Below are 21,945 nucleotides of genomic sequence, written 5' to 3' on the forward strand. Positions count from 1 at the left end.
GGCATCTGCGCTGGTGAATGATGTCCCCGTGCTAGCCGACCAGCGACGGGACCAGATCCTCGACGAGGTGCGACGGACGGGGGCGGCGCGCGTCGCGGACCTCGTCGTGACCCTCGACGTCTCCGAGATGACGGTCCGCCGGGACATCACCGAGCTCGCGCGCCGGGGGCTCGTGCACCGCGTGCACGGGGGTGCGGTGGACGCGCGGCACGCGGTCGAGCCCGGGTTCGCGGCCAAGCGGCTCGTCGCCGACGACGAGAAGCGGGCGATCGCCCGGGCGGCGCTGGACCTCGTCGCGCCCGGTGCCGCGATCGCGCTGTCCGCCGGCACGACGACGCACGCGCTCGCGGAGCTGCTCGTCGCCTCGACGACGCTGCGCCCGCTGACCGTCGTCACGAACTCGGCGCCGGCTGCGGACACGCTCGACTCCGCGGCCGACCCGCGGCTGTCCGTGGTCCTCTCGGGCGGCACGCGCACGCCGTCGGGCGCGCTCGTCGGCCCCGTGGCGACCGCCTCGCTCGCGTCGCTGCGCGTCGACACGCTGTTCCTCGGCGTGCACGGGCTCGACCTGCGCGCGGGCCTGACCACGCCCAACCTGCTCGAGGCGGAGACCGACCGGGCGCTCATCGAGTCGGCGTCGCGCGTCGTCGTGCTCGCGGACCACGGCAAGTGGGGCACGGTCGGGCTGAGCCGCATCGCGGAGCTCACGCGCGTCGACGTCCTGGTCACGGACCAGCGGGCGATCGACGACGCGCCGGAGGTCGTCGAGCGCGCCCGCGACCTGGTGGGCGAGCTCGTCGTCGCCCCCGACCTCCCCTGATCCCCGCCCTTCTCCGCGCGAGAGCGCGCACTCTGCCCGAAGGCTCGCTCTCGTCCACGACGCACCCCGGGCCAGCCGGTGAGCGCGCCACTTTCGGACGAGTGAGCGTGTCTGGACTTCGACTCTCGTCCGAAACTGGCGCACTCGTCCGGCGGGCCGGCGGGCCGGCGGGAGTGGCCGGCTCCTCGGCTAGAGGGGCAGGCCGTGGCCGAAGCGGAACAGGGGGTCGGCGGTGTCGAAGGGGACGTCCTCGCGCGACGCCTCGATCGCCGCCGTCGAGCGGGGGAGGTCGAACGGCAGGCGGCCGCGCGGCGGGACCGCGCCCGTGAGCGCGTCGAGCAGCGCGCGGTCGCTCGCACCGAACGTCACGACGAGGCCCGCGGCGTGCTCGACGAGCGGCGTGAGCACCGCGGCGCGGTCCAGGTGCACGTCGACGACCGTCGGGACCTGCGCCGCGACGGAGGCGACCTGCGCGACGACGTCCGCCGGGAAGTCGAGCGAGCCCGCGTGGAAGAACGACTCGAAGCCCGGCCCGCGCGGCTCGAACGGCGCCTCGAGACGCAGCAGCGCGACGTCGGCCTCGGCGGGGCTGCCGACGACCGTCGCGTACTCCGCCAGCACCGACGCGTCGACACCCTCCGCGTACACGCGGAGCCCGGCGCGCAGCGGCAGCACCGAGCCCGCCACCAGCACCGTCACCGCGGCGGACTGCGCCGCGAGCCCGGCGGCGCGCAGCTCGGGGGCGCCGACGACGAGCTCCGCGGCGTCCACGTCGACGAAGCGCCCCTCGTCGAACAGCCCTAGCACGAGCTTCTCGCGCAGCAGACGCCGCACGGAGGCGTCGATCCGCGCCTCGTCGACCTCGCCGGACCGCACCAGGTCGACGACGAGCTCGGGGCACGCCTCGCCGCCCAGCTGGTCGGCGCCCGCGTCGAGGATCATCCGCACGCGCTCGCGCGGGGTGAGGTGCTCGACGCCCCACGCGCGGGCCGGGAACGGCTGCCCGAACATCTCGGCGTCGGTGACCAGCCCCCAGTCGGTGCACACGATGCCGTCGAAGCCCATCGACCGCAGCAGGTCGAGCACCGGCTTGTTGAAGCCGAAGCCGACCTCCGGGTACTGCGTGCCGATCGGCATCCCGTAGTACGGCATCATCTGCCGCGTCCCGGCGTCGATCAGCGCGCCGAACGGCGCGAGGTGCTCGTCGAACCGGCCGCCCGGGTAGACCTGCTCGCGGCCGTACGCGAAGTGCGCGTCCTCGCCGTCCTTCTGCGGGCCGGCGCCGGGGAAGTGCTTGGTCATGGTCGACACGGACTGCAGCCCGAACGCCGTCGACCCCGCGGCGCGCGCCACCTCGCCCGTACCCTGCAGCCCGTGCACGTACGCGGCGCCGAGCCGCCCGACGAGCTCCGCGTCCTCCCCGAACGTCCCGCCGGCCCGTGCCCACCGCGGCTCGGTCGCGATGTCGACCTGCGGGTGCAGCGCGGTGCGGAGCCCGACCGCGAGGTACTCGCGCCGGACCGCGTCCCCGTGCTCCTCGACGAGCCGCTCGTCGCGCGTCGCCGCGAGCCCCAGCGTCTCGGGCCACTGCGAGAACGGACCCGCGAGCAGCGCCGCACCGGGGTTGTCGGTGAACGCGTGCCGCGGGTCGGAGGCGACCGTGACGGGGATGCCGAGCCGGGTGCTCGCGGCGAGCTCCTGCAGGTCGTTGTGCCACTGGGCGAACTCGCGCGCGGTGGGCGGCGCCTGCAGGACGTTGACGTGCGTCATGTGCTTGTCGACGACGTACTCGCGCGCCGACGGCAGCCCGAACGCGCCCTCGTCCAGCGAGCCCGAGGTCACCATGTGCTGGAAGAGCTGGCCGGCCTTCTCCTCGAGCGTCATACGGGAGAGCAGGTCGTCGGCACGCTCGTCGACGCTGCGGGACGGGTCGCGGTAGACGGGCGGGGTCATCGGGGGCGCTCCTCGGTCACGCGGCCGCGTCGTCGCGGCGGTCGGCACACGGTAGGTCGGAGCGCCGGTCGATGTCTACCGCCTGGTCGGGATTGCCCTCGGGTGGGATGCTTGCCGCATGACGAGCGAGGCGCCACCGCGCGGACCGGGCTACGCGAAGGGCCGGGCCACGCGCGAGGAGATCCTCGACGCCGCGACGAGGCTGTTCGGCGAGGTGGGCTACCACACGGCGTCGCTGCGCGAGGTGGCCTCCCGCGTGGGCATCTCCCACCCGGGCCTCATGCACCACTTCCCGACGAAGGCCGACCTGCTCGCCGCCGTGCTGCAGCGCCGCGACGAGGTCGACGGTGCCGCGCTCGAGGCCGAGTCCGCCGACGGCGCCGACTACGTCACGGCGCTCGCCCGCCTCGCGGAGCGCAACGCGACGAAGCCGACGATCGTCGAGCTGTTCGCGTCGCTCTCGGCGGAGGCGACGACTCCCGAGCACCCCGCCCACGACTGGTTCGCGACGCGGTACGCGGGTCTGCTCGACCGTGTGACCACGGATCTCGAGCAGGTCCGCGCCGACGGACGCCTGCGTGCCGACGTCGACCCCCGCACGGCTGCCCGGCTCATCGTCGCCGCGATGGACGGCCTCCAGGTCCAGTTCCTGTACGAGGACGGCCGCGTCGACATGGCGGCCGCGATCACCGCGCTGTACCGCTCGTTCCTGGTGGCGTAGCGCCTACTCCGGGCTGCCCAGCGTCAGCTCGATCGTCACGGTGTCGCCCACGTCGATCGACTCCGCCTTCCGCACCGACGTGCGGATCGGCACGATGTACGACCCGTCCTTGGGCCACAGCGACGTCACGTAGCGCGTGCGCCCGATCTTCGCTGTCACGGGGATCATGCCCCAGCCGTAGGTGACGAACCGCGCGGCGTCGGCGATCTCGGTGGCCTGCGGCTCGGGCACGGTGACGAAGTGCCACGGCGCCGGGCCCTTCCAGAACCACACCTCGCCGGTGAGCTCCAGGTCCATGCGGGCAGCATACGGGCGCGCACCCTCCGCAGTGGGGTGCGCGCCCGTATGGTCCGTGGCCCGCGGTGCGGGGCAGACGACGGCCGGTCAGCCGGCGGCGACGCGCGCGACGAGCGCGTCGAGCTCCTCGTACGTGACCGGCGCGATGCCGAAGTCGATGAGCGTGCGCGCCGGCATGTCCAGCATCATCGCCTCCATCGTGTCGTCGAGCGGCGGCATGCCCTCGGGGAGCACGAGCAGCGGCTGCAGCACCTCGCGGCCCACGGGGTGCGCGAGCCACTCGCCGATGGTCGACATCTCGTCGATCTCGCCGTACGTCGGCTCGCCGTCGACCGCGACGGTCACCGACCCGCGCACGTCCCGCGACGACGCCGCCACGTCGATCACGAAGTCGCCGCCCTCGACCACCCAGCGCGACAGCTTGGGGTGCCAGTACGCGAGCGCACGCGCGTCGAGCGAGATCCGGACCTCGGTCGACGAACCTGGCTCGAGCGCCACCTTCGCGAAGCCCTTGAGCTCGCGCACGGGCCGCTGCACCTGCGCGACCGGGTCGCCCACGTACACCTGCACGACCTCGGCGCCGGCGCGCGTCCCCGTGTTGGTGACGGTCACGGCCACGTCGACGCGTGCGTCGGCCCCGGCGCCGGAGACGGCCGCGGTGACGTCCGAGTACGCGAACGACGTGTAGGACAGGCCGTGGCCGAACGGGTACGCCACGTCGTCGTGCCGTGCGTCGTACCAGCGGTAGCCGACGAGCACGCCCTCGCCGTAGCGCACGTGGCCCTGCTCGCCGGGGAAGTTGCCGAAGGCGGGGGTGTCCTCGATGCGGTGCGGGATCGTCTCGGTCAGCTTCCCCGCCGGGGCGACCCGGCCCAGCAGCAGGTCGACGACTGCCGAGCCTCCCGCCTGTCCGCCCAGCCACGTCTCGAGGATCGCGGGCGCGTGGTCGCGCCAGTCGGAGAGCGAGACCGCGGAACCGTTCGCGAGCACGACGACGACGCGGGGGTTGACCGCCGCGACGGCCGCGAGAGCTGCCACCTGGTTGTCGGGCAGGCCCAGCCGCGGGCGGTCGTAGCCCTCGGACTCGTCGGGCCCGGGCAAGCCGAGGAACGCGACGACCGTGCCGGCACCGCGCGCGGCCTCGACCGCCGTGTGACGCAGCGCCTCGTCGTCCCCGTCCGGACCGCCCGCGATCGTGAAGCCGGGCTCGAACGCGACGTCGCCGAGCGAGTCGAGCGCCGTGTCGAGGCGCGTCGGGTTCACCTGCGACGAGCCCGCCCCCTGGTAGCGCGGCGTGCGGGCGAACTCGCCGACCACGAGCACGCCGTCGGTGCCGCCGAGCGGCAGCAGCGGTGCGCCGTCGACCTCGTCGTTCTTGAGCAGCACCGCCCCCGCGGCCGCGGCCTCACGCGCCAGTGCGTGGTGCGCGTCGACGTCGAACCCGTCGACCGGTTCCTGCGGCGAGCGGGCGACGAGCGCCAGCACGCGCCGCACGGCCTGGTCGAGCACCTCTTCCGGGAGCTCGCCCGCGCGCACGGCGGCCACCACCTGCTCGTCGGGCCGCGTGCCCGCGGAGGGCATCTGCAGGTCCAGGCCGGCGGCGAGCGCTGCGACCCTGTCATGGACCGCGCCCCAGTCGGACACGACGAGGCCCTCGAAGCCCCACTCGTCGCGGAGCACGGTCGTCAGCAGCCACTCGTGCTGCGACGCGTACGTGCCGTTGAGCTTGTTGTACGCGCACATCACGGTCCACGGCTGCACGGTGGTGACGACGTGCTCGAACGCGGGGAGGTAGATCTCGCGCAGCGTGCGCTCGTCGACGTCGGCGGACACGCGCATGCGGTCCGTCTCCTGGTTGTTCGCGGCGAAGTGCTTGAGCGACGTCCCGACGCCCTGGCTCTGGATGCCCTCGACGACAGCTGCGGCGAGCCGCCCGGCGACGAACGGGTCCTCCGAGACGTACTCGAAGTTGCGCCCGCACAGCGGGGTGCGCTTGATGTTCACGCCGGGGCCGAGCAGCACCGCGACGTCGTTGGCGCGCGTCTCGCGACCCAGCGCCTCGCCCACGCGGCGCAGCAGCGCGGGGTCCCACGACGAGCCGAGCGCGGCCGCGGTGGGGAAGCACGTGGCCGGGACCGAGCCGCCGAGGCCGAGGTGGTCGACGTCGTCAGGCTGCTTGCGCAGTCCGTGCGGGCCGTCGGACACCATGATCGCCGGGACGTCCCCGACCGCCTTGGTGTGCCAGAAGTCCGCCCCCGACGTCAGGGACGCCTTCTCCTCCAGGGTCAGCCCGGCCAGGACCCGCTCGACGTCGAACGCCACGTGGCACCTCCATGTGCGCAGCCGCCGGGCCCGGTCGGGTGCCGGCGGTCCTCAGCGTAGCGCGATCCCTACCGAGTGGTAAGAGTTCTCACTCGGCGACGAGGCACAGTCCCGTGCGGTCGCCGCGCGACCAGCCCTCCTCGGTGGGGGACCAGACGACGAGCCGCGCGCCGGCGGCCTCCTCCTTCGCGGTCAGCACGCACGAACGGGCGACCCGCGCGTCGGCCTGTGCCTGCCCGGGCCACTCGTCGTCCCCCGCGAACTCGAACTCGGAGACGACCGTCGCCGCGTGGTCGTCGGCGCACGGCACGACGCGCACGCGGCTCACGTCCCCGTCCGCCGGGAGCGTCGCAAGGCAGTTGCCGACGACCAGCTGCTGCGCCCGCGCGGTCCGCGCGCTCTCGACGTCGGCCGGCAGCGGGCGCGACCAGACGATCACCAGCACGACGAGCGCGAGCAGCGCGACCCACATCAGCGTGCCGAGCACGCCCAGGACGATGCCGGCAGCGGCCAGGCGGCCGCCACGGGTGCCGCGCCGCCGGATGCGCACCGACGCGACGATGCCGAGCGCGATCGCGACGGGCCCGAGCGCGAGCAGGCCGGTGACCAGGGAAGCGATCGCGAACCCGTCGGTCCCCGGCCGCGGCGGTTCCCAGCCGGGCGCGTAGTACGCCTCCGGGTACGGCTCGGCCTCAGGTGAGGACACCGGCGAGCCCCGGTGCCATGGCGAGCGCGTCGGTCGAGTAGTCGCTGTACGTGGTGTCCCACGAGCCGCTCGCGGCGATGCCGATGAACAGCGCGACCATCCCGAGCAGGAACAGCGTTCCGAGTGCCCCGATCACCACGCCCGCGATCGCCATGCCGCGCCCCTGCGCACCCGTGCGGCGGATGCGCCGCAGGGACACGATGCCCAGCACGAGCCCCACCGGGCACGCGAGCCCGGCCAGCGCCACGAGGCCGGCCGCGCTCGTGACGAGGGACGCGATCGCGAGGCCGTCCGTGGGCGGGGTCGCGTAGCCGTTCGCGTACGGCGTGCCGTACGCGGTGGAGTACGACGGCGGCGGCGGGTAGCCGGACAGGCCCGGGTGCCCAGCCGTGCCGGGCTGCTGACCGGGTACGGCGTACGGCGAGGCCGGGGGCTGAGCCCCCGAACCGTACGGCGAGGGGGGCTGCGCGCCCGGCGGGGCGTACGGCGAGGCCGACGGCTGCGCCGCGGCCTGGCCGTAGGGGCTCTGCCCCTGAGAGGCCTGCCCGTAGGCGGTCTGCCCGTAGGTCGCCTGCCCGTACGACGGCTGGCCGTACGGGCTCTGTCCGGGGACCGGCTGCCCGTAGGGCGCGGCGGGCGGCACCGCCTCGTACCCGCTGGGCGCGGGAGCCTGCGGCCAGCCGCCGGGCGCGGCGGGGCGGTCGCCGTCGGGGCCCTGGTCGGCGCCCCGCGGTGCGAACGGGTTGTGCTCCGGGGTCCCGTGCTCGCTCATGCGAGCAACCTAGCGGGCTCACAGGCGATCGGGCACGAGCGCCTGTGGTCCGAGGCCACCGCACTCACGCCGAGACCTTGAGCACGACGGGAACGTGGTCGGACGGCTGCTTGCCCTTGCGCTCGTCGCGCTCGATCTTCACGCCCGTCACGCGCTCGGCCAGTGCCGGCGACGCGTACGTGAGGTCGATGCGCATGCCCATGTTCTTCGGGAACCGCAGCTGCTGGTAGTCCCAGTACGTGTAGGTGTGCTCGGCGGGCAGGTGCACGCGCGAGACCTCGGTGTACCCGGCGTCGGCGATCGCCGTGAACGCGTCCCGCTCGGCGGGGGTCACGTGCGTGCGGCCGGCGAAGAAGCCGACGTCCCACACGTCGGTGTCGAGCGGCGCGATGTTCCAGTCGCCCACCATCGCGACCTGCGCCTGCGCGTCGGCCTCGAGCCAACCGGCCGCGGCGTCACGCAGGCGCGCGAGCCAGTCGAGCTTGTACGCGTAGTGCGGGTCGTCGATCTCGCGCCCGTTCGGCACGTACAGGCTCCAGACGCGCACGCCGCCGCACGTCGCGCCGATCGCACGGGCCTCGGCCGCAGCGGGGTCGCCCCACGTGGGCATCCCGGGGAAGCCGATCTCGGCGTCCTCGATCCCGATGCGCGACACGATCGCGACGCCGTTCCACTGGCTGTACCCGACGTGCGCCACCTCGTACCCGAGGGCCTCGAACGCCTCGTGCGGGAACTGCTCGTCCTTGCACTTGGTCTCCTGCAGCGCGAGCACGTCGACCCCGCTGCGCTCGAGGAAGGCGGTCGCGCGGTCGACGCGCGCACGGATCGAGTTGATGTTCCAGGTCGCCAGCAGCATGCCCCGAACGCTACCCGTCACCCCCGACACCCAGCGGTGCGGGGCTGAGCGCAGGGTGGGTCAGCGCAGGGTGGGTCAGCGCAGGGCGGTGACCAGGGCCGCGGTCGACGAGACCACGCGGTCGTCGTCGGCCACCGGGGTGAACCCCAGGCGCGCGACGACGAGCTTCTCCGACGGCACCACCACGACCCACTGCCCGTCGTGCCCCTCGGCGAAGTACGCGTCCGCGGGCAGCCCCTGCTCGACCACCGACCCGTCCGGCCGCGCGTTCGACCACCAGCCCGACGCGTACCCGTCCGACCCCGGCTCGACCGTCGTGTCGACGGCCGTGGTCGACTGCGTCATCCACCCGGCGGGCAGCAGCCGCGTGCCGTCCCACACGCCGTCCTGCAGCGCGAGCTGCCCGATCGTCGCCCAGTCGCGCGGCGTCGCCCACATGTAGGAGCTGCACACGGGCGTCCCGGCGGCGTCCGCCTCGAGCACCGTGCTGGACAGCCCGAGCGGCGCGAACACCTCGCGCCGAGGCGCGTCGGCGAGCCCACGGTCCTTCGTCACGATCGAGCACAGCAGCGTGGTGCTGCCCGACGAGTACTGCAGGTAGCTGCCGGGCGTGTGCGCGAGCGTGCGCGACGCGACGTACCGCCCCATGTCCGGCTCGAGGTAGAGCATGCGTGTGATCGGCGTGCCCAGGGAGTAGGTCTCGTCCCAGCTCAGGCCGCTCGTCATCTGCATGAGCTGCCGGATGGTGATGCTCGCCCGCTCGTCGGTCCACTCGGGGCGCAGGTGGTCGTCGTCGAGGCTGACCTGCCCCTGCTGCACCATCCGCCCGACCATGAGGTTGGTGACGCTCTTGGTCATCGACCAGCCGAGCTGCGGGGTGGTCTGGTCGAACCCGTCCGCGTAGCGCTCGGCGACGAGCTTTCCGTCCTTGAGCACGACGACGCCGCGCGTGCCGAGGTCCTTGCGGGCGTCGGCCGGCAGGTCGTCGCCGAACGCGTGCGCGAGGGCCGCGGTGACGGCCGACGACGTCCCGGGCGTGAGCGGCAGGTCGGTGTAGGGGTTCGCGTCCGACGACACGGCGGTGGCGGCCGGGAGCGTCGTCGGACGGTCGGACGCGATGGTGCAGCCGAAACCCGGCGTCTCCCACGCGCGCTGCTTGGCCAGCACGCCCAGCACCGACGACTGCGCCGCCGTGCCGTCGTGCGTCAGCCTGGTGCGCAGCACCGGGACCAGCGGGTTGGGCGGCAGGTCGTCGGCCGCGTCGTCGCGCCCGGCGATCGTGTGCAGCGCGCACGCGTTGTGCGCCGCGTACCCCGTCCCGGTCAGCAGCAGCGGTCGCTCGTACCAGTACCCGGCGACGGCGCCGACGACGAGGACGGCACCGACCGTCGTCGCTGCGATGACGAGCTTGCGCCTGCGGGCCATGCGGGGGGACCTTCCGGGTGAGCGACGTGCGCCGGCGCGCTCGTGGCGCGGGGCAGCGAGTCCGGACGCCGACGTCCGGGCAGGTCGTGCGGCACAGGGTAGGCCACGCACGGGCGTTCCCTCGCGCGCCGACTTCCGCGTACGTGGAAGAGTGCTTGGGCTAGTTCCGGCCCAGCCCGGGATCGTGGAACTTCAGGCTGCGAACTTCCACATTCATGGAAGTGTTGCGGTCCAAGTTCCAGTATTGGCCGATATCGTGGAACTGTGGACACGTCTCGCTTCCAGAACAGCCCGATAGGTCAGCTCGTGCCGTTCGTCGGAACTGATGGTCGAACGGGTCGCCCGTTCGCGCACGTCGCGTTCGTCGCGGACCCCCTGGCCGACGAGCCCCGTCTCGACTCACGGACCTGGCATGCAGTCGGCGAAGCACGTGCCGCGCTCGCAAGACTTGCCGCGCTCACGGCGTTCGTCCCGAACGCCGACCTGCTGCGATCTCCCACGCTCCGCCGCGAGGCACAGAGCACGTCGGCCCTGGAGGGAACATTCGCTCCGCTCGAAGACGTCGTCGCAGGGAGGTCGAAGGGCTCCGACAGCCCCTCGAACGAGCTGAACGAGGTCTTGAACTACGTGCGCGCCGCAGAGTTCGTCTTCCACACGCTCGCCGAGGGAGCGGACCTGAGCTTCGCGGTGATCGCCGCGGCCCACAGCATGCTGGTCTCGGGAACCGAGGCCGACGGGCAGGACGCCGGGCGCGTCCGGCGCGGACCCGTGGTGATCGGCAGTCCGACCGGCACGGTCGAGGACGCGCGGTTCGTTCCGATGCCAGCGGGGGCCGGCCTCGAAGCTGCAGCCCGAGACCTCTTCGACTGGATCAAGGGCACGACCCGCAGAGACGTCGATCCCATCGTCGCGTGCGCACTCGCCCACTACCAGTTCGAGACCGTCCATCCGTTCAACGACGGCAACGGACGCCTCGGTCGTCTGGTGATCGTCGCGCAGCTCATGTCGTTGGGCATCCTCGACATCCCCCTTCTCACGGTCTCGCCGTGGTTCGAGGCCAGGCGATCGGAATACCAGGACCAGCTGGCCAAGGTATCGGCCACCGGGGAGTGGGACGCCTGGATCCAGTTCTTCGCCTCCGGCCTCGCCGCGTCGGCGGCTGACACCGTGCAACGGATCAACGGGATGCTCACCGCCCACCGCGACGCGGTCGATCGCATGAACCAGGCCGGCATGGGCGCCGTTGCCCGCGCGATCGTCGACGTCCTTCTGGAGCAGCCGATCATCAGCGCGCCCGAGCTCGTGGTGCGCACCGGCCGGTCGTCGGCCGGTGTCTACGCGCAGGTCAAGCGGCTCGTCGAGATCGGCGTACTCGCCGGACCGTTCGGGACGTACGGCCGCTTCTACGTGGCGACCGGCATCTGGGACGCTGCGCGGAGCTGAGCGGCGTGCTGCGACCGCCCGCGACGAAAGAGATCGGCGGTCGCAGGTGTCGTCGACCCCCACGACCGCCGATCTCCTTGCGGCACCGCGAGGGCGTCAGCTCACGTCGTCGTCGACCCAGTCGAACGTCTTCGTGACGGCCTTCTTCCACAGGCGGTACTGCCGGTCGCGCTCGGCGTCCTCCATCGACGGGCTCCAGCGCTTGTCCTCGGCCCAGTTGTCGATGACGTCCTGCTCGCCCTCCCAGAAGCCGACCGCGATGCCCGCGGCGTAGGCGGCGCCGAGCGCCGTCGTCTCCGCGACCTTGGGGCGCACCACGTCGACGCCGAGGATGTCGGCCTGGAACTGCATGAGCGTCTCGTCGGCCACCATGCCGCCGTCGACCTTGAGCTCGGTGAGGTCCACGCCCGAGTCGGCGTTCATGGCGTCGAGCACCTCGCGCGTCTGGAAGGCCGTGGCCTCCAGGGCTGCCCGCGCGATGTGGCCCTTGTTGACGTACCGCGTGAGCCCGACGAGCGCGCCGCGCGCGTCCGAGCGCCAGTAGGGCGCGAACAGGCCCGAGAACGCCGGCACGAAGTACGCACCGCCGTTGTCGTCGACCGACTTCGCCAGCTCCTCGATCTCCGGGGCGGACGAGATGATGCCGAGGTTGTCGCGGAGCCACTGCACGAGCGAGCCGGTCACGGCGATCGAGCCCTCGAGCGCGTACACGGCCGGCTTGTCGCCGATCTTGTAGCAGAGGGTCGTGAGCAGGCCGTTCTTCGACGGGACGATCTCCGTGCCGGTGTTGAGCAGCATGAAGTTGCCCGTGCCGTACGTGTTCTTGGCGTGGCCCACCTCGAAGCAGGCCTGCCCGAACGTCGCGGCCTGCTGGTCGCCGAGGATGCCCGAGATCGGGACGCCGGCGAGCAGGCCGCCCTCGCGGCCCGTGCCGTACACCTCGGACGACGAGCGGATCTCCGGCAGCATCGACACCGGGATGCCCATCTCCCCGGCGATCTCCTCGTTCCACGTGAGCGAGTCGAGGTTCATGAGCATGGTGCGCGACGCGTTGGTGACGTCGGTGACGTGCACGCCCCCGTCGACGCCGCCCGTCATGTTCCACAGCACCCACGAGTCGGTGTTGCCGAACGCGAGGTCACCGCGCTCGGCGGCTTCCTTCGCGCCGTCCACGTTGTCGAGGATCCAGCGCACCTTCGGGCCGGAGAAGTAGGTCGCCAGCGGCAGGCCCACCTTGTCCTTGTACCGGTCCGCACCCCCGCCGAGCGCCCCCAGCTCGTCGGCGATCTTCTGCGTGCGGGTGTCCTGCCACACGATCGCGTTGTAGACCGGCTTGCCGGTCGTGCGGTCCCAGACCACCGCGGTCTCGCGCTGGTTGGTGATGCCGACCGCCGCGATGTCGCGCGCGTTGGCGCTCGCCTTGCCGAGTGCGAGACCGACGACCTCACGCGTGTTGGTCCAGATCTCCTCGGCGTCGTGCTCGACCCATCCGGCCCGGGGGAAGATCTGCTCGTGCTCCTTCTGGCCCACGGCGACGATCTGGCCGCCGTGGTCGAAGACGATCGCGCGTGTGCTCGTGGTCCCCTGGTCGATGGCGAGGACGTACTTCGGGTCAGCCATGACACTCCTTCGCGTCTGCTGGTTCTCTGATGGGGGTGGTGGTTCCGGGGGTCAGCCGAAGTAGCTGTTCATGCCGTGCGCGGCGAGGCCGGCGAGGATGCCGCCGACGATCGGGCCGAACACCGGGACCCACGCGTACGACCAGTCGCTCGAGCCCTTGCCCTTGATGGGCAGCAGGGCGTGCGCGATGCGGGGGCCGAGGTCACGGTTCGGGTTGATCGCGTACCCGGTGGGCCCACCGAGGGAGGCGCCGATGCCGACCACGAGGAGCGCGACGGGCAGTGCGCCGAGCTTGGCCGGGTCCTTGCCGAACATGATGATGACGAACACCAGGACGAACGTGCCGATGACCTCGGTGACGAAGTTCCAGCCGTAGCTGCGCAGCTCCGGGCCGGTCGAGAAGACGCCGAGCTTGACCGCCGGCTCCGCGTCCTCGTCGAAGTGCTTCTTGTAGGCCAGGAACGCGAGGATCGCGCCGATGAAGGCGCCGAGCATCTCGCCGCCGAGGTACGTCATGGTCGAGCCGAACGTCACGGGCACGCCAGTGGCGTAGGTGTCCGCGCCGTTGGCCCACAGGCCCATCGTCACGGCGAAGTTCAGGTGGGCACCCGAGCGGTAGGCCGCGTACACGCCGGCGAACACCGCGAGGCCCCATCCGAAGTTGATGAGGAGCCAGCCACCGCCGAAGCCCTTCGTCTTCGGGAGGATCACGTTGGCGACCACACCGGCACCGAGCAGGATCAGGATCGCGGTCCCGACCGTCTCGGAGAGAAACACCTGCATGAGAGGGACGTTCATGGTTCCTCGCTTTCAAGGACGGACGTCGTTGTCACGTTCACCCCGCACCGCGCGCGGGGGGTCTGGGGCCGGCCTGCCCTGCCGGCGGCGGGTCAGGTGCCCGCTGGCTGGGAGGAGCCCCGACCTCCCGGTGAGCCGGGCTTGGTGCCGGCGTCGGTGGTGCTGCCCAGGTCCTTCATGGGTGCCAGGTCGGTCGCCGCGAGTCGCGCGCGCTCGGCGCTGACGTCGTCCGCCTCGAGCGCTGCCGCGTCCTCGGCGGCCGCACGGTCCCGGTACGCCTGGATCTCGCTCGCACGCGTCGCCGCGTCCCAGCCGAGCACGGGCGCGACGAGGTCGGCGATCTGCTCGAGCGCGCCGACGCCCTTGTCCGCCTGCTCGTAGTTGAGCCGGGTGCGGTGCATGAGGATGTCGTCGAGGTGCAGCGCGCCTTCGTGGCTCGCGGCGTAGACGACCTCGGCGCCGATGTACGCGGGCGCGTGCTCGAGCGGCTCGGCGAGCTCCTCGTCGGCCTCGCACAGGTCGACCAGCTCTCCGAGCAGCGACCCGTACCGGTGCAGCAGGTGGTCCATGCGGGGGCGGTCCCAGCCCCAGCGGGAGCCGATCGCGCGCGACTGGCGCTGCAGCACGCGCAGGCCCTCGGCGCCGACGAGCGGCACGTCCTGCGTGATGGACGGAAGGGTCGTCGCGCGCGAGCCGATCGCGAAGTCGACCGCGTCCTTGGCCATGACGCGGTACGTCGTGAGCTTGCCGCCCGCGATCACGGTGAGACCCGGCGTGGGGGAGGCGACCGTGTGCTCGCGCGAGACCTTCGCCGACGACGTGCCCTCCTTGGTGCCGGGCTGCAGCAGGGGTCGCAGGCCGGCCCAGGTGCCGATGACGTCGTCGCGCGAGATGGGGCGGCTGAGCACGGTGTTGGCGTGGTCGATGACGTAGTCGATGTCCGCCGACGTCGCGACCGGGTGGGTCAGCTCCTGCTCCCACGGGGTGTCGGTGGTGCCGATCACCCAGTACCGCGACCACGGGATGATGAACAGCACCGACTTCTCGGTCTGCAGGATCAGCCCCACGTCGCCGGAGATGCGGCTGCGCGGCACGACGATGTGGATGCCCTTGCTCGCGAGCACGCGCAGGCCGCCCTCGGAGCCGGCGAGCGCCTCGGTCGTCTCGGTCCACACTCCGGTCGCGTTGATGACGTGGCGGGCGCGCACGTCGAAGTGCTCACCGGTCTCGAGGTCGACGAGCTCCGCACCGGTGACCGCGCCGCCCGTCGTGGTGTGCAGCCCGACGAGCTGCGTGCGCGACGCCGCGTGCGCGCCGTAGCTGACCGCGGTGCGCACGAGGGTCTCGACGAGGCGCGCGTCGTCGACGCTCGCGTCCCAGTACCGCACCGCGCCGATCGCGGCGTCGTGCCTCAGGTCGGGGAACAGGCGCTCCATGCCCTTGCGGGTGAGGTGCCGGTGGATCGGCATGGCCCGCTTGGAGCCGGACACGCTCGCGAGCGTGTCGTACAGCGCGACGCCCGCGCCCACGTACGCCCGCTCCCAGACGCGGTTCTCGAGCGGGTAGAGGAAGCTCACGGGCTTGACCAGGTGCGGTGCGAGCTTGTTGATGAGCAGGTCGCGCTCGGTGAGCGCCTCGCGCACCAGGTGGAAGTCGAGCATCTGGAGGTAGCGGAGGCCGCCGTGCACCAGCTTCGACGAGCGCGACGACGTGCCCGACGCCCAGTCCTGCGCCTCGACCACCGCGGTCGACAGCCCGCGCGTCACGGCGTCGAGCGCCACCCCGGCTCCGGTCACACCCCCGCCGATCACCAGGACGTCGAGCTCGTCCTCGCGCTCCGCGCTGCGCTTCAACGCCGCCAGCGCATCGGTGCGGGCCTGGGCGGTGAGCGGTGCGGTCCTCACGGGGCGACTCCTGGGATGTGGGCGATTCGGACGCTTGTTATCGTCGGACTCGGCGAACGAACGCGCAACCGCAGCGCACAAACGTGCAACGAAGGGGGTGGCCGTGGGCGACGACCGCGAGCAGGACATGTTGAGGGCGGCCTCGATGTACTACCTGCAGGACCTCAAGATGGAGGTCATCGCACGGCACCTCGGGACGTCGCGCTCCACGGTGTCCCGCCTGCTCAAGCAGGCACGCGCGTCGGGGCTCGTCGAGATCACGCTGCGCCCCTCGTCCTCGCGCGCCCCGGGCCTGGGGCGGTCCGTGTCCGCGGCCTTCGGCATCGAGTCCTACGTGGTCCCGGTGCCGGACTCCGCGAGCCACGTCGAGCGGCTCACCCAGGTGTCGATGACGGCCGCGCGCCTGCTGTCCTCGTGGTTCGACTCGGACATGGTCATGGGCGTGGCCTGGGGGACGACGCTCGCGTCGGTGTCCCGGTTCCTGGCGCCGAAGCCGACGCGCGGCGCGTCCGTGGTGCAGCTCAACGGCGCGGCGAACATGCGCACGAGCGGCGTCGAGTACGCGAGCGACCTCATCTCCTCGTTCGGGTCGGCGTTCGACGCCGCGGTGCACCATTTCTCGGTGCCGGCGTTCTTCGACTACCCCGACACCAAGGACGCGATGTGGCGCGAGCGCTCGGTGCGGCGCGTGCTCGACATGCAGGCGCGTGCGGACATCGCGGTCTTCTCGGTCGGCGCGGTCGCCGGCGCGGTCCCGTCGCACGTGTACTCCGCGGGCTACCTCGACGACGAGGACGTGCAGCTGCTGCACGCCGAGGGCGTCGTCGGCGACGTGTGCACCGTGTTCCTGCGCGCCGACGGCTCGTGGCAGGACATCGCGCTCAACGCGCGCGCCACCGGCCCCGACCCGGACCAGCTCCAGCACGTGCCGCGCCGGCTGTGCGTGGTGGCGGGCGACAACAAGGCGGCGCCGCTGCTGGCCGCGCTGCGGGCGGGGGTCGTGACGGACCTCGTCGTCGACGAGATCACCGCCGCGCGCCTGCTGGAGTCCGCGAACCGCTGACCCGGGCGGGGTCGACGGCCCGGATCGCGGCCGGCTCACGGCACGGCCTCCGCGCGTGTGCGTTCTTCGTTACGCCCGCGCCCGCACGCGGGAACGGTGGCGCAACACGCGCTGCCTAGCGTCGGCGCATGGAGCCGACGAGCGTGCGCACGGTGTGCTCGTACTGCGGCGTGGGCTGCGGGGTCGTGATCGACGTCGGTGCGGGTCCCGACGGTCGGCGGACGGCGCTCAAGGTCTCGGGCGACAAGGCGCACCCGGCCAACACCGGTCGTCTGTGCACCAAGGGCGCGACCCATGCCGACCTGCTGGCCGCGCCCGGGCGGCTCGGGACCGCGCTGGTCCGGCCCGAGCGCGGTGCGGCCCCCGTCGCGGTCCCGGTGGCGGACGCCGTCGAGCACGTCGCCGCGCGGCTCCGCGCGATCCTCGACCAGCACGGGCCCGACGCCGTCGCGCTCTACGTCTCGGGGCAGATGTCGATCGAGGCGCAGTACCTCGCGAACAAGCTCGCCAAGGGGTTCCTGCGCACGCAGCACATCGAGTCGAACTCGCGGCTGTGCATGGCGTCGGCCGGCAGCGGGTACAAGCTCTCGCTCGGCGCGGACGGGCCGCCCGGCTCGTACGACGACCTCGACCACGCCGACGTCTTCCTCGTCGTCGGCGCGAACATGGCCGACTGCCACCCCATCCTGTTCCTGCGGATGATGGACCGCGTCAAGGCGGGCGCGCGCCTCGTCGTGGTCGACCCACGCCGCACCGCGACCGCGGAGAAGGCGGACCTGCACCTCGCGGTGCGGCCCGGCACCGACATCGCGCTGCTGAACGGGATCCTGCACCTGCTGCTCGAGGGCGGGCACGTCGACGACGAGTTCGTGGCGGCGCACACCGAGGGCTGGGACCAGATGCCCGCGCTGCTCGCGGACTACCCGCCCGACGTCGTCGAGCAGCTCACGGGCGTGCCGGCCGACGACCTGCGGACGGTCGCTCGGTGGATCGGCGAGGCGGGTGCGTGGACGAGCTGCTGGACCATGGGGCTCAACCAGTCGGTGCACGGCACGTGGAACACGAACGCGCTGGTCAACCTCCACCTCGCGACCGGTGCGATCTGCCGCCGCGGCGCCGGGCCCCTCTCGCTCACCGGCCAGCCGAACGCCATGGGCGGACGCGAGATGGGCTACATGGGTCCCGGGCTGCCGGGCCAGCGCTCGGTGCTCGTCGACGCGGACCGCTCGTTCGTCGAGGAGCTGTGGGGGATCGAGGCCGGCGCGCTGCGGACCGAGCACGGCACGGGCACGGTCGACATGTTCGCGCGCATGCGCGCGGGAGAGATCAAGGCGGCGTGGGTCGTCTGCACCAACCCCGTGGCGTCGATGGGCAACCGCACGAGCGTGCAGGAGGCGCTCGCGTGTGCCGAGCTCGTCGTGACGCAGGACGTCTACGCCGAGACCGAGACCAACGCCTTCGCGGACGTGGTGCTGCCCGCGACGCTGTGGGCGGAGTCCGACGGGGTCATGGTGAGCTCGGAGCGCACGCTCACGCTCGTGCCGGGGGTGCTGGACCCGCCCGGCGAGGCCACTCCCGACTGGCGACTGATCGCCCAGGTCGCCTGTGCGCTGGGGTTCTCGGACGCTTTCACGTACGCGTCGGCCTCCGACGTGTTCGACGAGCTGCGCAGCGCGTGGAACCCGGTGAGCGGCTGGGACCTGCGCGGCGTCACGCACGAGCGGCTGCGCGAGGGGCCCGTGCAGTGGCCGTGCCCCCCGGACGGCGCGGCGCGCAACCCCGTGCGGTACCTGAACGACGGCGTGAGCCAGGCGCTGCTGGTGGACGACGAGGGGCACCGGCCGGCACTCGTCTTCCCGACCCCGAGCGGGCGGGCGAGGTTCTGGCCGCGCCCGCACCTGCCCGCCGCCGAGCTGCCCGACGACGACTTCCCGTTCACGCTGAGCACCGGCAGGGTGCAGCACCAGTGGCACACGCGCACCAAGACCGGGAAGGTGGCGAAGCTCGAGCGGCTCAGCCCGGGGCCGTTCGTCGAGGTCCACCCGCAGGACGCCGCCGAGCTGGGCGTGCGCGACGGTGACGTGCTCGCGGTCGTCTCGCGTCGCGGCCGCGCGGAGGTGCCCGTCGTCGTCACCGACCGCGTGCTGCCGGGCTGCTGCTTCGCGCCATTCCACTGGGGCGACCTGTTCGCCCCCGGCGTCGCGGTGAACGCCGTGACGAACGACGCCGTGGACCCGGTCTCGTTCCAGCCCGAGCTGAAGGTGTGCGCCGTGCAGCTGACGAAGGTGCAGGTCACGGTCCGGCCGGACGAGGTCGTCGACGCGCCCGGGGTCGTCGGGGTCGCCGACGTCGCCGACGCGCTCGGGGTCGCGGGGATCACGCCGCCACGGCTCTCGGACCTGCAGCGCACGTACCTCGCCGGGCTGCTCGCCGGGGTCGCGTGCCGGCCGGACGGACCCGCGCCCGCCCTGCCACCGGGCGCGCCGTTCGATGCGCTCGAGGCCGCGTGGGTCGACGGCGTCCTCGCGGGCGCCTGGTCGCGCAGCCTCCCCGAGGTCGGCAGCGGGTCGCAGGCCGAACCGGTGCCCGGCCCGGACGGGCGCCCCGTCGCGGTGCTGTGGGCGTCGCAGACGGGCAACGCCGAGCAGGTCGCGGCGCAGGCGGCCCAGAGGCTGCGCGACGCGGGGCGGACCGTGTCGGTGAACCAGCTCGACGCGGCGGGCGCCGCCGCGCTCGGCACCGGCGCGGACGTCGTCGTCGTCACGAGCACGTTCGGCGACGGCGACGCGCCCGACAACGGCACGGCGTTCTGGGACCAGCTCCGCGCCGACGACGTGCGGGTCCCCGCCGGTCTGAGGTACGCGGTCATCGCGCTCGGCGACTCGAGCTACGCCGACTTCTGCGGGTTCGGCCGTCGCCTCGACGAGCGCCTCGGCGAGCTCGGCGCGACGCGTGTGCTCGAGCGCCGCGACTGCGAGCCCGACTTCGAGGACGCCGCCGCGGCGTGGGTCGACGCGCTGGTCGCAGCGCTCGCGGCGCCGGAGGCGGCTCGCCTGCCCGGTCCTGCGGCCGGCGAGGTCGCCGAGCAGCACTCCGAGCAGCACTCCGAGCAGCGTGGCGTCGAGCCCGTGCCGGCCCGCGGAGGGCTGCCCGGGACCACGGGCCCGGCCGCGGCACGGGCCACGCGCGCCGAGCCCGCGGGCGCGACGCTCGTCGGCAACCGGCTCCTCAGCCTCGACGGTTCGGCGAAGGAGGTCCGGCTCCTCACGTTCGAGGTCGACCCGGACAGGCACGCGTACGAGCCGGGCGACGCGTTCGGCGTGTGGCCCACCAACGCGCCCACCCTCGTCGACGAGTGGCTCGACCTGACCGGCGCGACCGGTGCGGAGGAGGTCCTCGCGGGTACGACGACGACGTTCGCCGACGCGTTGGCCGCCCGTCTCGACATCACCCGGCCCGGCCACGACCTGCTGCGCCTCGCGCTCGACCGCACGGGCGACCGCGAGCTGGCCCGGCTGCTGCGGCCGGGCAACCGGGACGCGCTCGAGCGCTGGCTCTGGGGGCGCCAGACGCCCGACGTGCTGGCCGGCCTCGGGCTCGAGCTCTCGGCGCAGGAGTGGGTCGACGTCCTGCGCCCGCTGCAGCCGCGCCAGTACTCGATCTCGTCGAGCCCGCTCGTCGACCCCGGCCGGCTGTCCGTCACGGTGTCCGTCGTCCGGTACGAAGGGCCGACCGGCCGCCGGCGCACGGGGGTCGCGTCGGCGCACCTCGCGGACGCGGACCTCGGCCTGCACGTCCCCGCGTTCGTGCAGCGGGCGCGGCACTTCCGCCCTCCCGCGAACCCCGATGCCGCCGCCGTCATGGTGGGACCCGGCACGGGCGTCGCGCCGTTCGTCGGCTTCCTCGACCACCGCCGCGCGCTCGGCCACGGAGGTCGCAACTGGCTCCTGTTCGGGGAGCAGCGCGAGGCGACGGACCACTACTACCGCACCGAGCTCACCGAGCTGCACCGTCACGGCACCCTCACGCGTCTGGACACCGCGTTCTCCCGGGACCGGCGGGACAAGGTGTACGTGCAGCACCGCATGCTCGAGCACGGCGCGCAGCTGTGGGCGTGGCTGCAGGACGGCGCTCACTTCTACGTGTGCGGCGACGCGTCGCGGATGGCGAAGGACGTCGACGCCGCGCTGCGCGAGGTCGCCGCGACGCACGGCCGGCTCGCGCCCGACGACGCGGCCGCCTACGTGCGCGCGCTCCAGACCCAGGGCCGGTACGCGCGGGACGTGTACTGATGACGTGCGCCGACCCGGGCGGGTGCGCCCGCTAGCGTGGCACCGTGACCAGCCCCTCCGTCGTCCCGCAGGTGCACGTACGTCCAGCCCTCCCCGCGGACGTGCGCGCCATCCGCGAGCTGGTGCAGCCGTATGCCGACGAGCGGATCCTGCTCGCCAAGGAGTGGGTCGGGTACTACGAGGCGGTGCAGGAGTTCCTGGTCGCGGCGAATCCCGCCGGGCGCGTCGTCGGGTGCGGTGCGCTGCACGTCATGTGGCAGGACCTCGCGGAGATCCGCACGCTCGCGGTCGACCCGGCGGTGCGCGGGCTGCGCGTGGGGCACGCGCTGCTCGAGGCGCTCGTGCAGCGCGCGCGGGAGCTGGGGCTGCGGCGGCTGTTCTGCCTGACGTTCGAGGTGGACTTCTTCACGGCGCACGGGTTCCACGCGATCGAGGGCACGCCCGTGACGCCCGAGGTCTACGCGGAGCTGCTGCGCTCGCACGACGACGGCGTCGCGGAGTTCCTCGACCTCGCACGCGTGAAGCCCAACACGCTCGGCAACACGCGCATGCTCATCGAGCTGTAGCGCGGCTGCGCGCCGGAGCGCCCTCAGTGCGGCAGGTGGGCCACGAGGTCGAACGGGCGGTCGCACTCGACGACGACCGCGACGAGGTCGGTCACCGCCCACGTCTGGTGCTGCTCACCGGGAGCCCAGACCACCATCTCGCCCGCGCCGAGCTCGCGTCGTCCGCCGTCGTGCCCGGCGACCGTCGCGGTGCCGCTGACCACCACGAACGCCTGCGAGCGGACGGCGGGGTGCCGGCCGATCGTCCCGCCCGCGGCGACGTGCGCGACGTGGACCTGCACGCCGCGGTCGTCCGTCGGCGGCAGCGCCTCCATCCGCACCCCCGTGGAGCGGAAGCTCTCGACGTCGTAGCCGACCGTGCGCGTCACGTGCATGGCACCCATCCTG

The 21,945-nt window shown here is 73.0% G+C and carries 17 protein-coding genes; 6 read left to right on the forward strand and 11 right to left on the reverse strand.

Annotation, left to right across the window (positions count from 1 at the left end):
- Positions 1–28 precede the first annotated feature (28 nt).
- On the forward strand, positions 29–820 hold the full coding sequence (locus AW16_RS0106650) for a DeoR/GlpR family DNA-binding transcription regulator (protein ID WP_029289182.1): 792 nt from the start codon (positions 29–31) through the stop codon (positions 818–820).
- Positions 821–1,009: 189 nt separating this feature from the next.
- On the opposite strand, the gene AW16_RS0106655 is transcribed toward AW16_RS0106650, so the two are convergent.
- A complete protein-coding gene (locus AW16_RS0106655) occupies positions 1,010–2,773 on the reverse strand; it encodes a glycoside hydrolase family 3 N-terminal domain-containing protein (protein WP_029289183.1) in 1,764 nt (587 codons plus the stop codon).
- A gap of 118 nt (positions 2,774–2,891) precedes the next feature.
- Here AW16_RS0106655 and AW16_RS0106660 point away from each other — a divergent pair, with 118 nt between their 5' ends.
- Positions 2,892–3,494 (forward strand): TetR/AcrR family transcriptional regulator, encoded by a 603-nt coding sequence (locus AW16_RS0106660; protein WP_029289184.1) that lies wholly within the window; start codon positions 2,892–2,894, stop codon positions 3,492–3,494.
- Positions 3,495–3,497: 3 nt separating this feature from the next.
- On the opposite strand, the gene AW16_RS0106665 is transcribed toward AW16_RS0106660, so the two are convergent.
- The 6 genes from AW16_RS0106665 to AW16_RS0106690 form a co-directional block, all read right to left on the reverse strand.
- Positions 3,498–3,791, reverse strand: coding sequence for a DUF1905 domain-containing protein (locus tag AW16_RS0106665; RefSeq protein WP_029289185.1), 294 nt, complete (start codon positions 3,789–3,791; stop codon positions 3,498–3,500).
- A gap of 87 nt (positions 3,792–3,878) precedes the next feature.
- Positions 3,879–6,113, reverse strand: a complete 2,235-nt coding sequence (locus AW16_RS0106670; RefSeq protein ID WP_034648249.1) for a glycoside hydrolase family 3 C-terminal domain-containing protein — start codon at positions 6,111–6,113, stop codon at positions 3,879–3,881.
- 88 nt (positions 6,114–6,201) lie between these two features.
- The gene (locus tag AW16_RS0106675; RefSeq protein ID WP_231495968.1) at positions 6,202–6,819 is read right to left on the reverse strand and encodes a DUF4190 domain-containing protein; all 618 of its coding nucleotides are present in this window, start codon (positions 6,817–6,819) and stop codon (positions 6,202–6,204) included.
- Positions 6,806–7,591, reverse strand: a complete 786-nt coding sequence (locus AW16_RS17605) for a DUF4190 domain-containing protein (RefSeq protein ID WP_051681730.1) — start codon at positions 7,589–7,591, stop codon at positions 6,806–6,808. Before AW16_RS17605 ends, AW16_RS0106675 begins: the two co-directional genes overlap by 14 nt.
- A gap of 64 nt (positions 7,592–7,655) precedes the next feature.
- On the reverse strand, positions 7,656–8,447 hold the full coding sequence (locus tag AW16_RS0106685) for an exodeoxyribonuclease III (RefSeq protein WP_029289189.1): 792 nt from the start codon (positions 8,445–8,447) through the stop codon (positions 7,656–7,658).
- Between the two features lie 75 nt (positions 8,448–8,522).
- On the reverse strand, positions 8,523–9,872 hold the full coding sequence (locus AW16_RS0106690) for a serine hydrolase (protein ID WP_034648252.1): 1,350 nt from the start codon (positions 9,870–9,872) through the stop codon (positions 8,523–8,525).
- A gap of 264 nt (positions 9,873–10,136) precedes the next feature.
- On the opposite strand from AW16_RS0106690, the gene AW16_RS0106695 reads away from it, so the two are divergent.
- Positions 10,137–11,315 (forward strand): Fic family protein, encoded by a 1,179-nt coding sequence (locus AW16_RS0106695; protein ID WP_029289191.1) that lies wholly within the window; start codon positions 10,137–10,139, stop codon positions 11,313–11,315.
- A 96-nt stretch (positions 11,316–11,411) separates the two neighbouring features.
- Here AW16_RS0106695 and glpK read toward each other — a convergent pair whose 3' ends face one another.
- The 3 genes from glpK to AW16_RS0106710 all read right to left on the reverse strand — a co-directional run bounded on the left by glpK (position 11,412) and on the right by AW16_RS0106710 (position 15,637).
- Positions 11,412–12,935, reverse strand: coding sequence for a glycerol kinase GlpK (glpK, locus tag AW16_RS0106700; RefSeq protein WP_029289192.1), 1,524 nt, complete (start codon positions 12,933–12,935; stop codon positions 11,412–11,414).
- A 51-nt stretch (positions 12,936–12,986) separates the two neighbouring features.
- Positions 12,987–13,733, reverse strand: a complete 747-nt coding sequence (locus AW16_RS0106705; RefSeq protein ID WP_029289193.1) for an MIP/aquaporin family protein — start codon at positions 13,731–13,733, stop codon at positions 12,987–12,989.
- A gap of 92 nt (positions 13,734–13,825) precedes the next feature.
- Entirely contained in the window at positions 13,826–15,637 is a 1,812-nt protein-coding gene (locus AW16_RS0106710; RefSeq protein ID WP_029289194.1) for a glycerol-3-phosphate dehydrogenase/oxidase, read from the reverse strand.
- Between the two features lie 127 nt (positions 15,638–15,764).
- Here AW16_RS0106710 and AW16_RS0106715 point away from each other — a divergent pair, with 127 nt between their 5' ends.
- The 3 genes from AW16_RS0106715 (at position 15,765) to AW16_RS0106725 (ending at position 21,558) form a co-directional block, all read left to right on the forward strand.
- On the forward strand, positions 15,765–16,700 hold the full coding sequence (locus AW16_RS0106715; protein WP_029289195.1) for a sugar-binding domain-containing protein: 936 nt from the start codon (positions 15,765–15,767) through the stop codon (positions 16,698–16,700).
- 128 nt (positions 16,701–16,828) lie between these two features.
- The gene (locus AW16_RS0106720; RefSeq protein ID WP_029289196.1) at positions 16,829–20,992 is read left to right on the forward strand and encodes a bifunctional nitrate reductase/sulfite reductase flavoprotein subunit alpha; all 4,164 of its coding nucleotides are present in this window, start codon (positions 16,829–16,831) and stop codon (positions 20,990–20,992) included.
- A 44-nt stretch (positions 20,993–21,036) separates the two neighbouring features.
- Entirely contained in the window at positions 21,037–21,558 is a 522-nt protein-coding gene (locus tag AW16_RS0106725; RefSeq protein WP_029289197.1) for an amino-acid N-acetyltransferase, read from the forward strand.
- A 23-nt stretch (positions 21,559–21,581) separates the two neighbouring features.
- On the opposite strand, the gene AW16_RS0106730 is transcribed toward AW16_RS0106725, so the two are convergent.
- A complete protein-coding gene (locus tag AW16_RS0106730) occupies positions 21,582–21,932 on the reverse strand; it encodes a cupin domain-containing protein (protein ID WP_051681731.1) in 351 nt (116 codons plus the stop codon).
- Positions 21,933–21,945 lie beyond the last annotated feature (13 nt).

Origin of the sequence: Cellulomonas sp. HZM, from assembly GCF_000708885.1 — a bacterium.
GTDB lineage: Bacteria > Actinomycetota > Actinomycetes > Actinomycetales > Cellulomonadaceae > Cellulomonas.

Excerpts from the sequence above, each read along its gene's own strand:
- AW16_RS0106690 (WP_034648252.1), bottom strand. The coding sequence starts at position 9,872 with ATGGCCCGCAGGCGCAAGCTCGTCATCGCAGCGACGACGGTCGGTGCC.
- glpK (WP_029289192.1), bottom strand. The coding sequence starts at position 12,935 with ATGGCTGACCCGAAGTACGTCCTCGCCATCGACCAGGGGACCACGAGC.
- AW16_RS0106730 (WP_051681731.1), bottom strand. The coding sequence starts at position 21,932 with ATGCACGTGACGCGCACGGTCGGCTACGACGTCGAGAGCTTCCGCTCC.
- AW16_RS0106655 (WP_029289183.1), bottom strand. The coding sequence starts at position 2,773 with ATGACCCCGCCCGTCTACCGCGACCCGTCCCGCAGCGTCGACGAGCGT.
- AW16_RS0106705 (WP_029289193.1), bottom strand. The coding sequence starts at position 13,733 with ATGAACGTCCCTCTCATGCAGGTGTTTCTCTCCGAGACGGTCGGGACC.
- AW16_RS0106715 (WP_029289195.1), top strand. The coding sequence starts at position 15,765 with ATGTTGAGGGCGGCCTCGATGTACTACCTGCAGGACCTCAAGATGGAG.
- AW16_RS0106720 (WP_029289196.1), top strand. The coding sequence starts at position 16,829 with ATGGAGCCGACGAGCGTGCGCACGGTGTGCTCGTACTGCGGCGTGGGC.
- AW16_RS17605 (WP_051681730.1), bottom strand. The coding sequence starts at position 7,591 with ATGAGCGAGCACGGGACCCCGGAGCACAACCCGTTCGCACCGCGGGGC.
- AW16_RS0106665 (WP_029289185.1), bottom strand. The coding sequence starts at position 3,791 with ATGGACCTGGAGCTCACCGGCGAGGTGTGGTTCTGGAAGGGCCCGGCG.
- AW16_RS0106660 (WP_029289184.1), top strand. The coding sequence starts at position 2,892 with ATGACGAGCGAGGCGCCACCGCGCGGACCGGGCTACGCGAAGGGCCGG.
- AW16_RS0106685 (WP_029289189.1), bottom strand. The coding sequence starts at position 8,447 with ATGCTGCTGGCGACCTGGAACATCAACTCGATCCGTGCGCGCGTCGAC.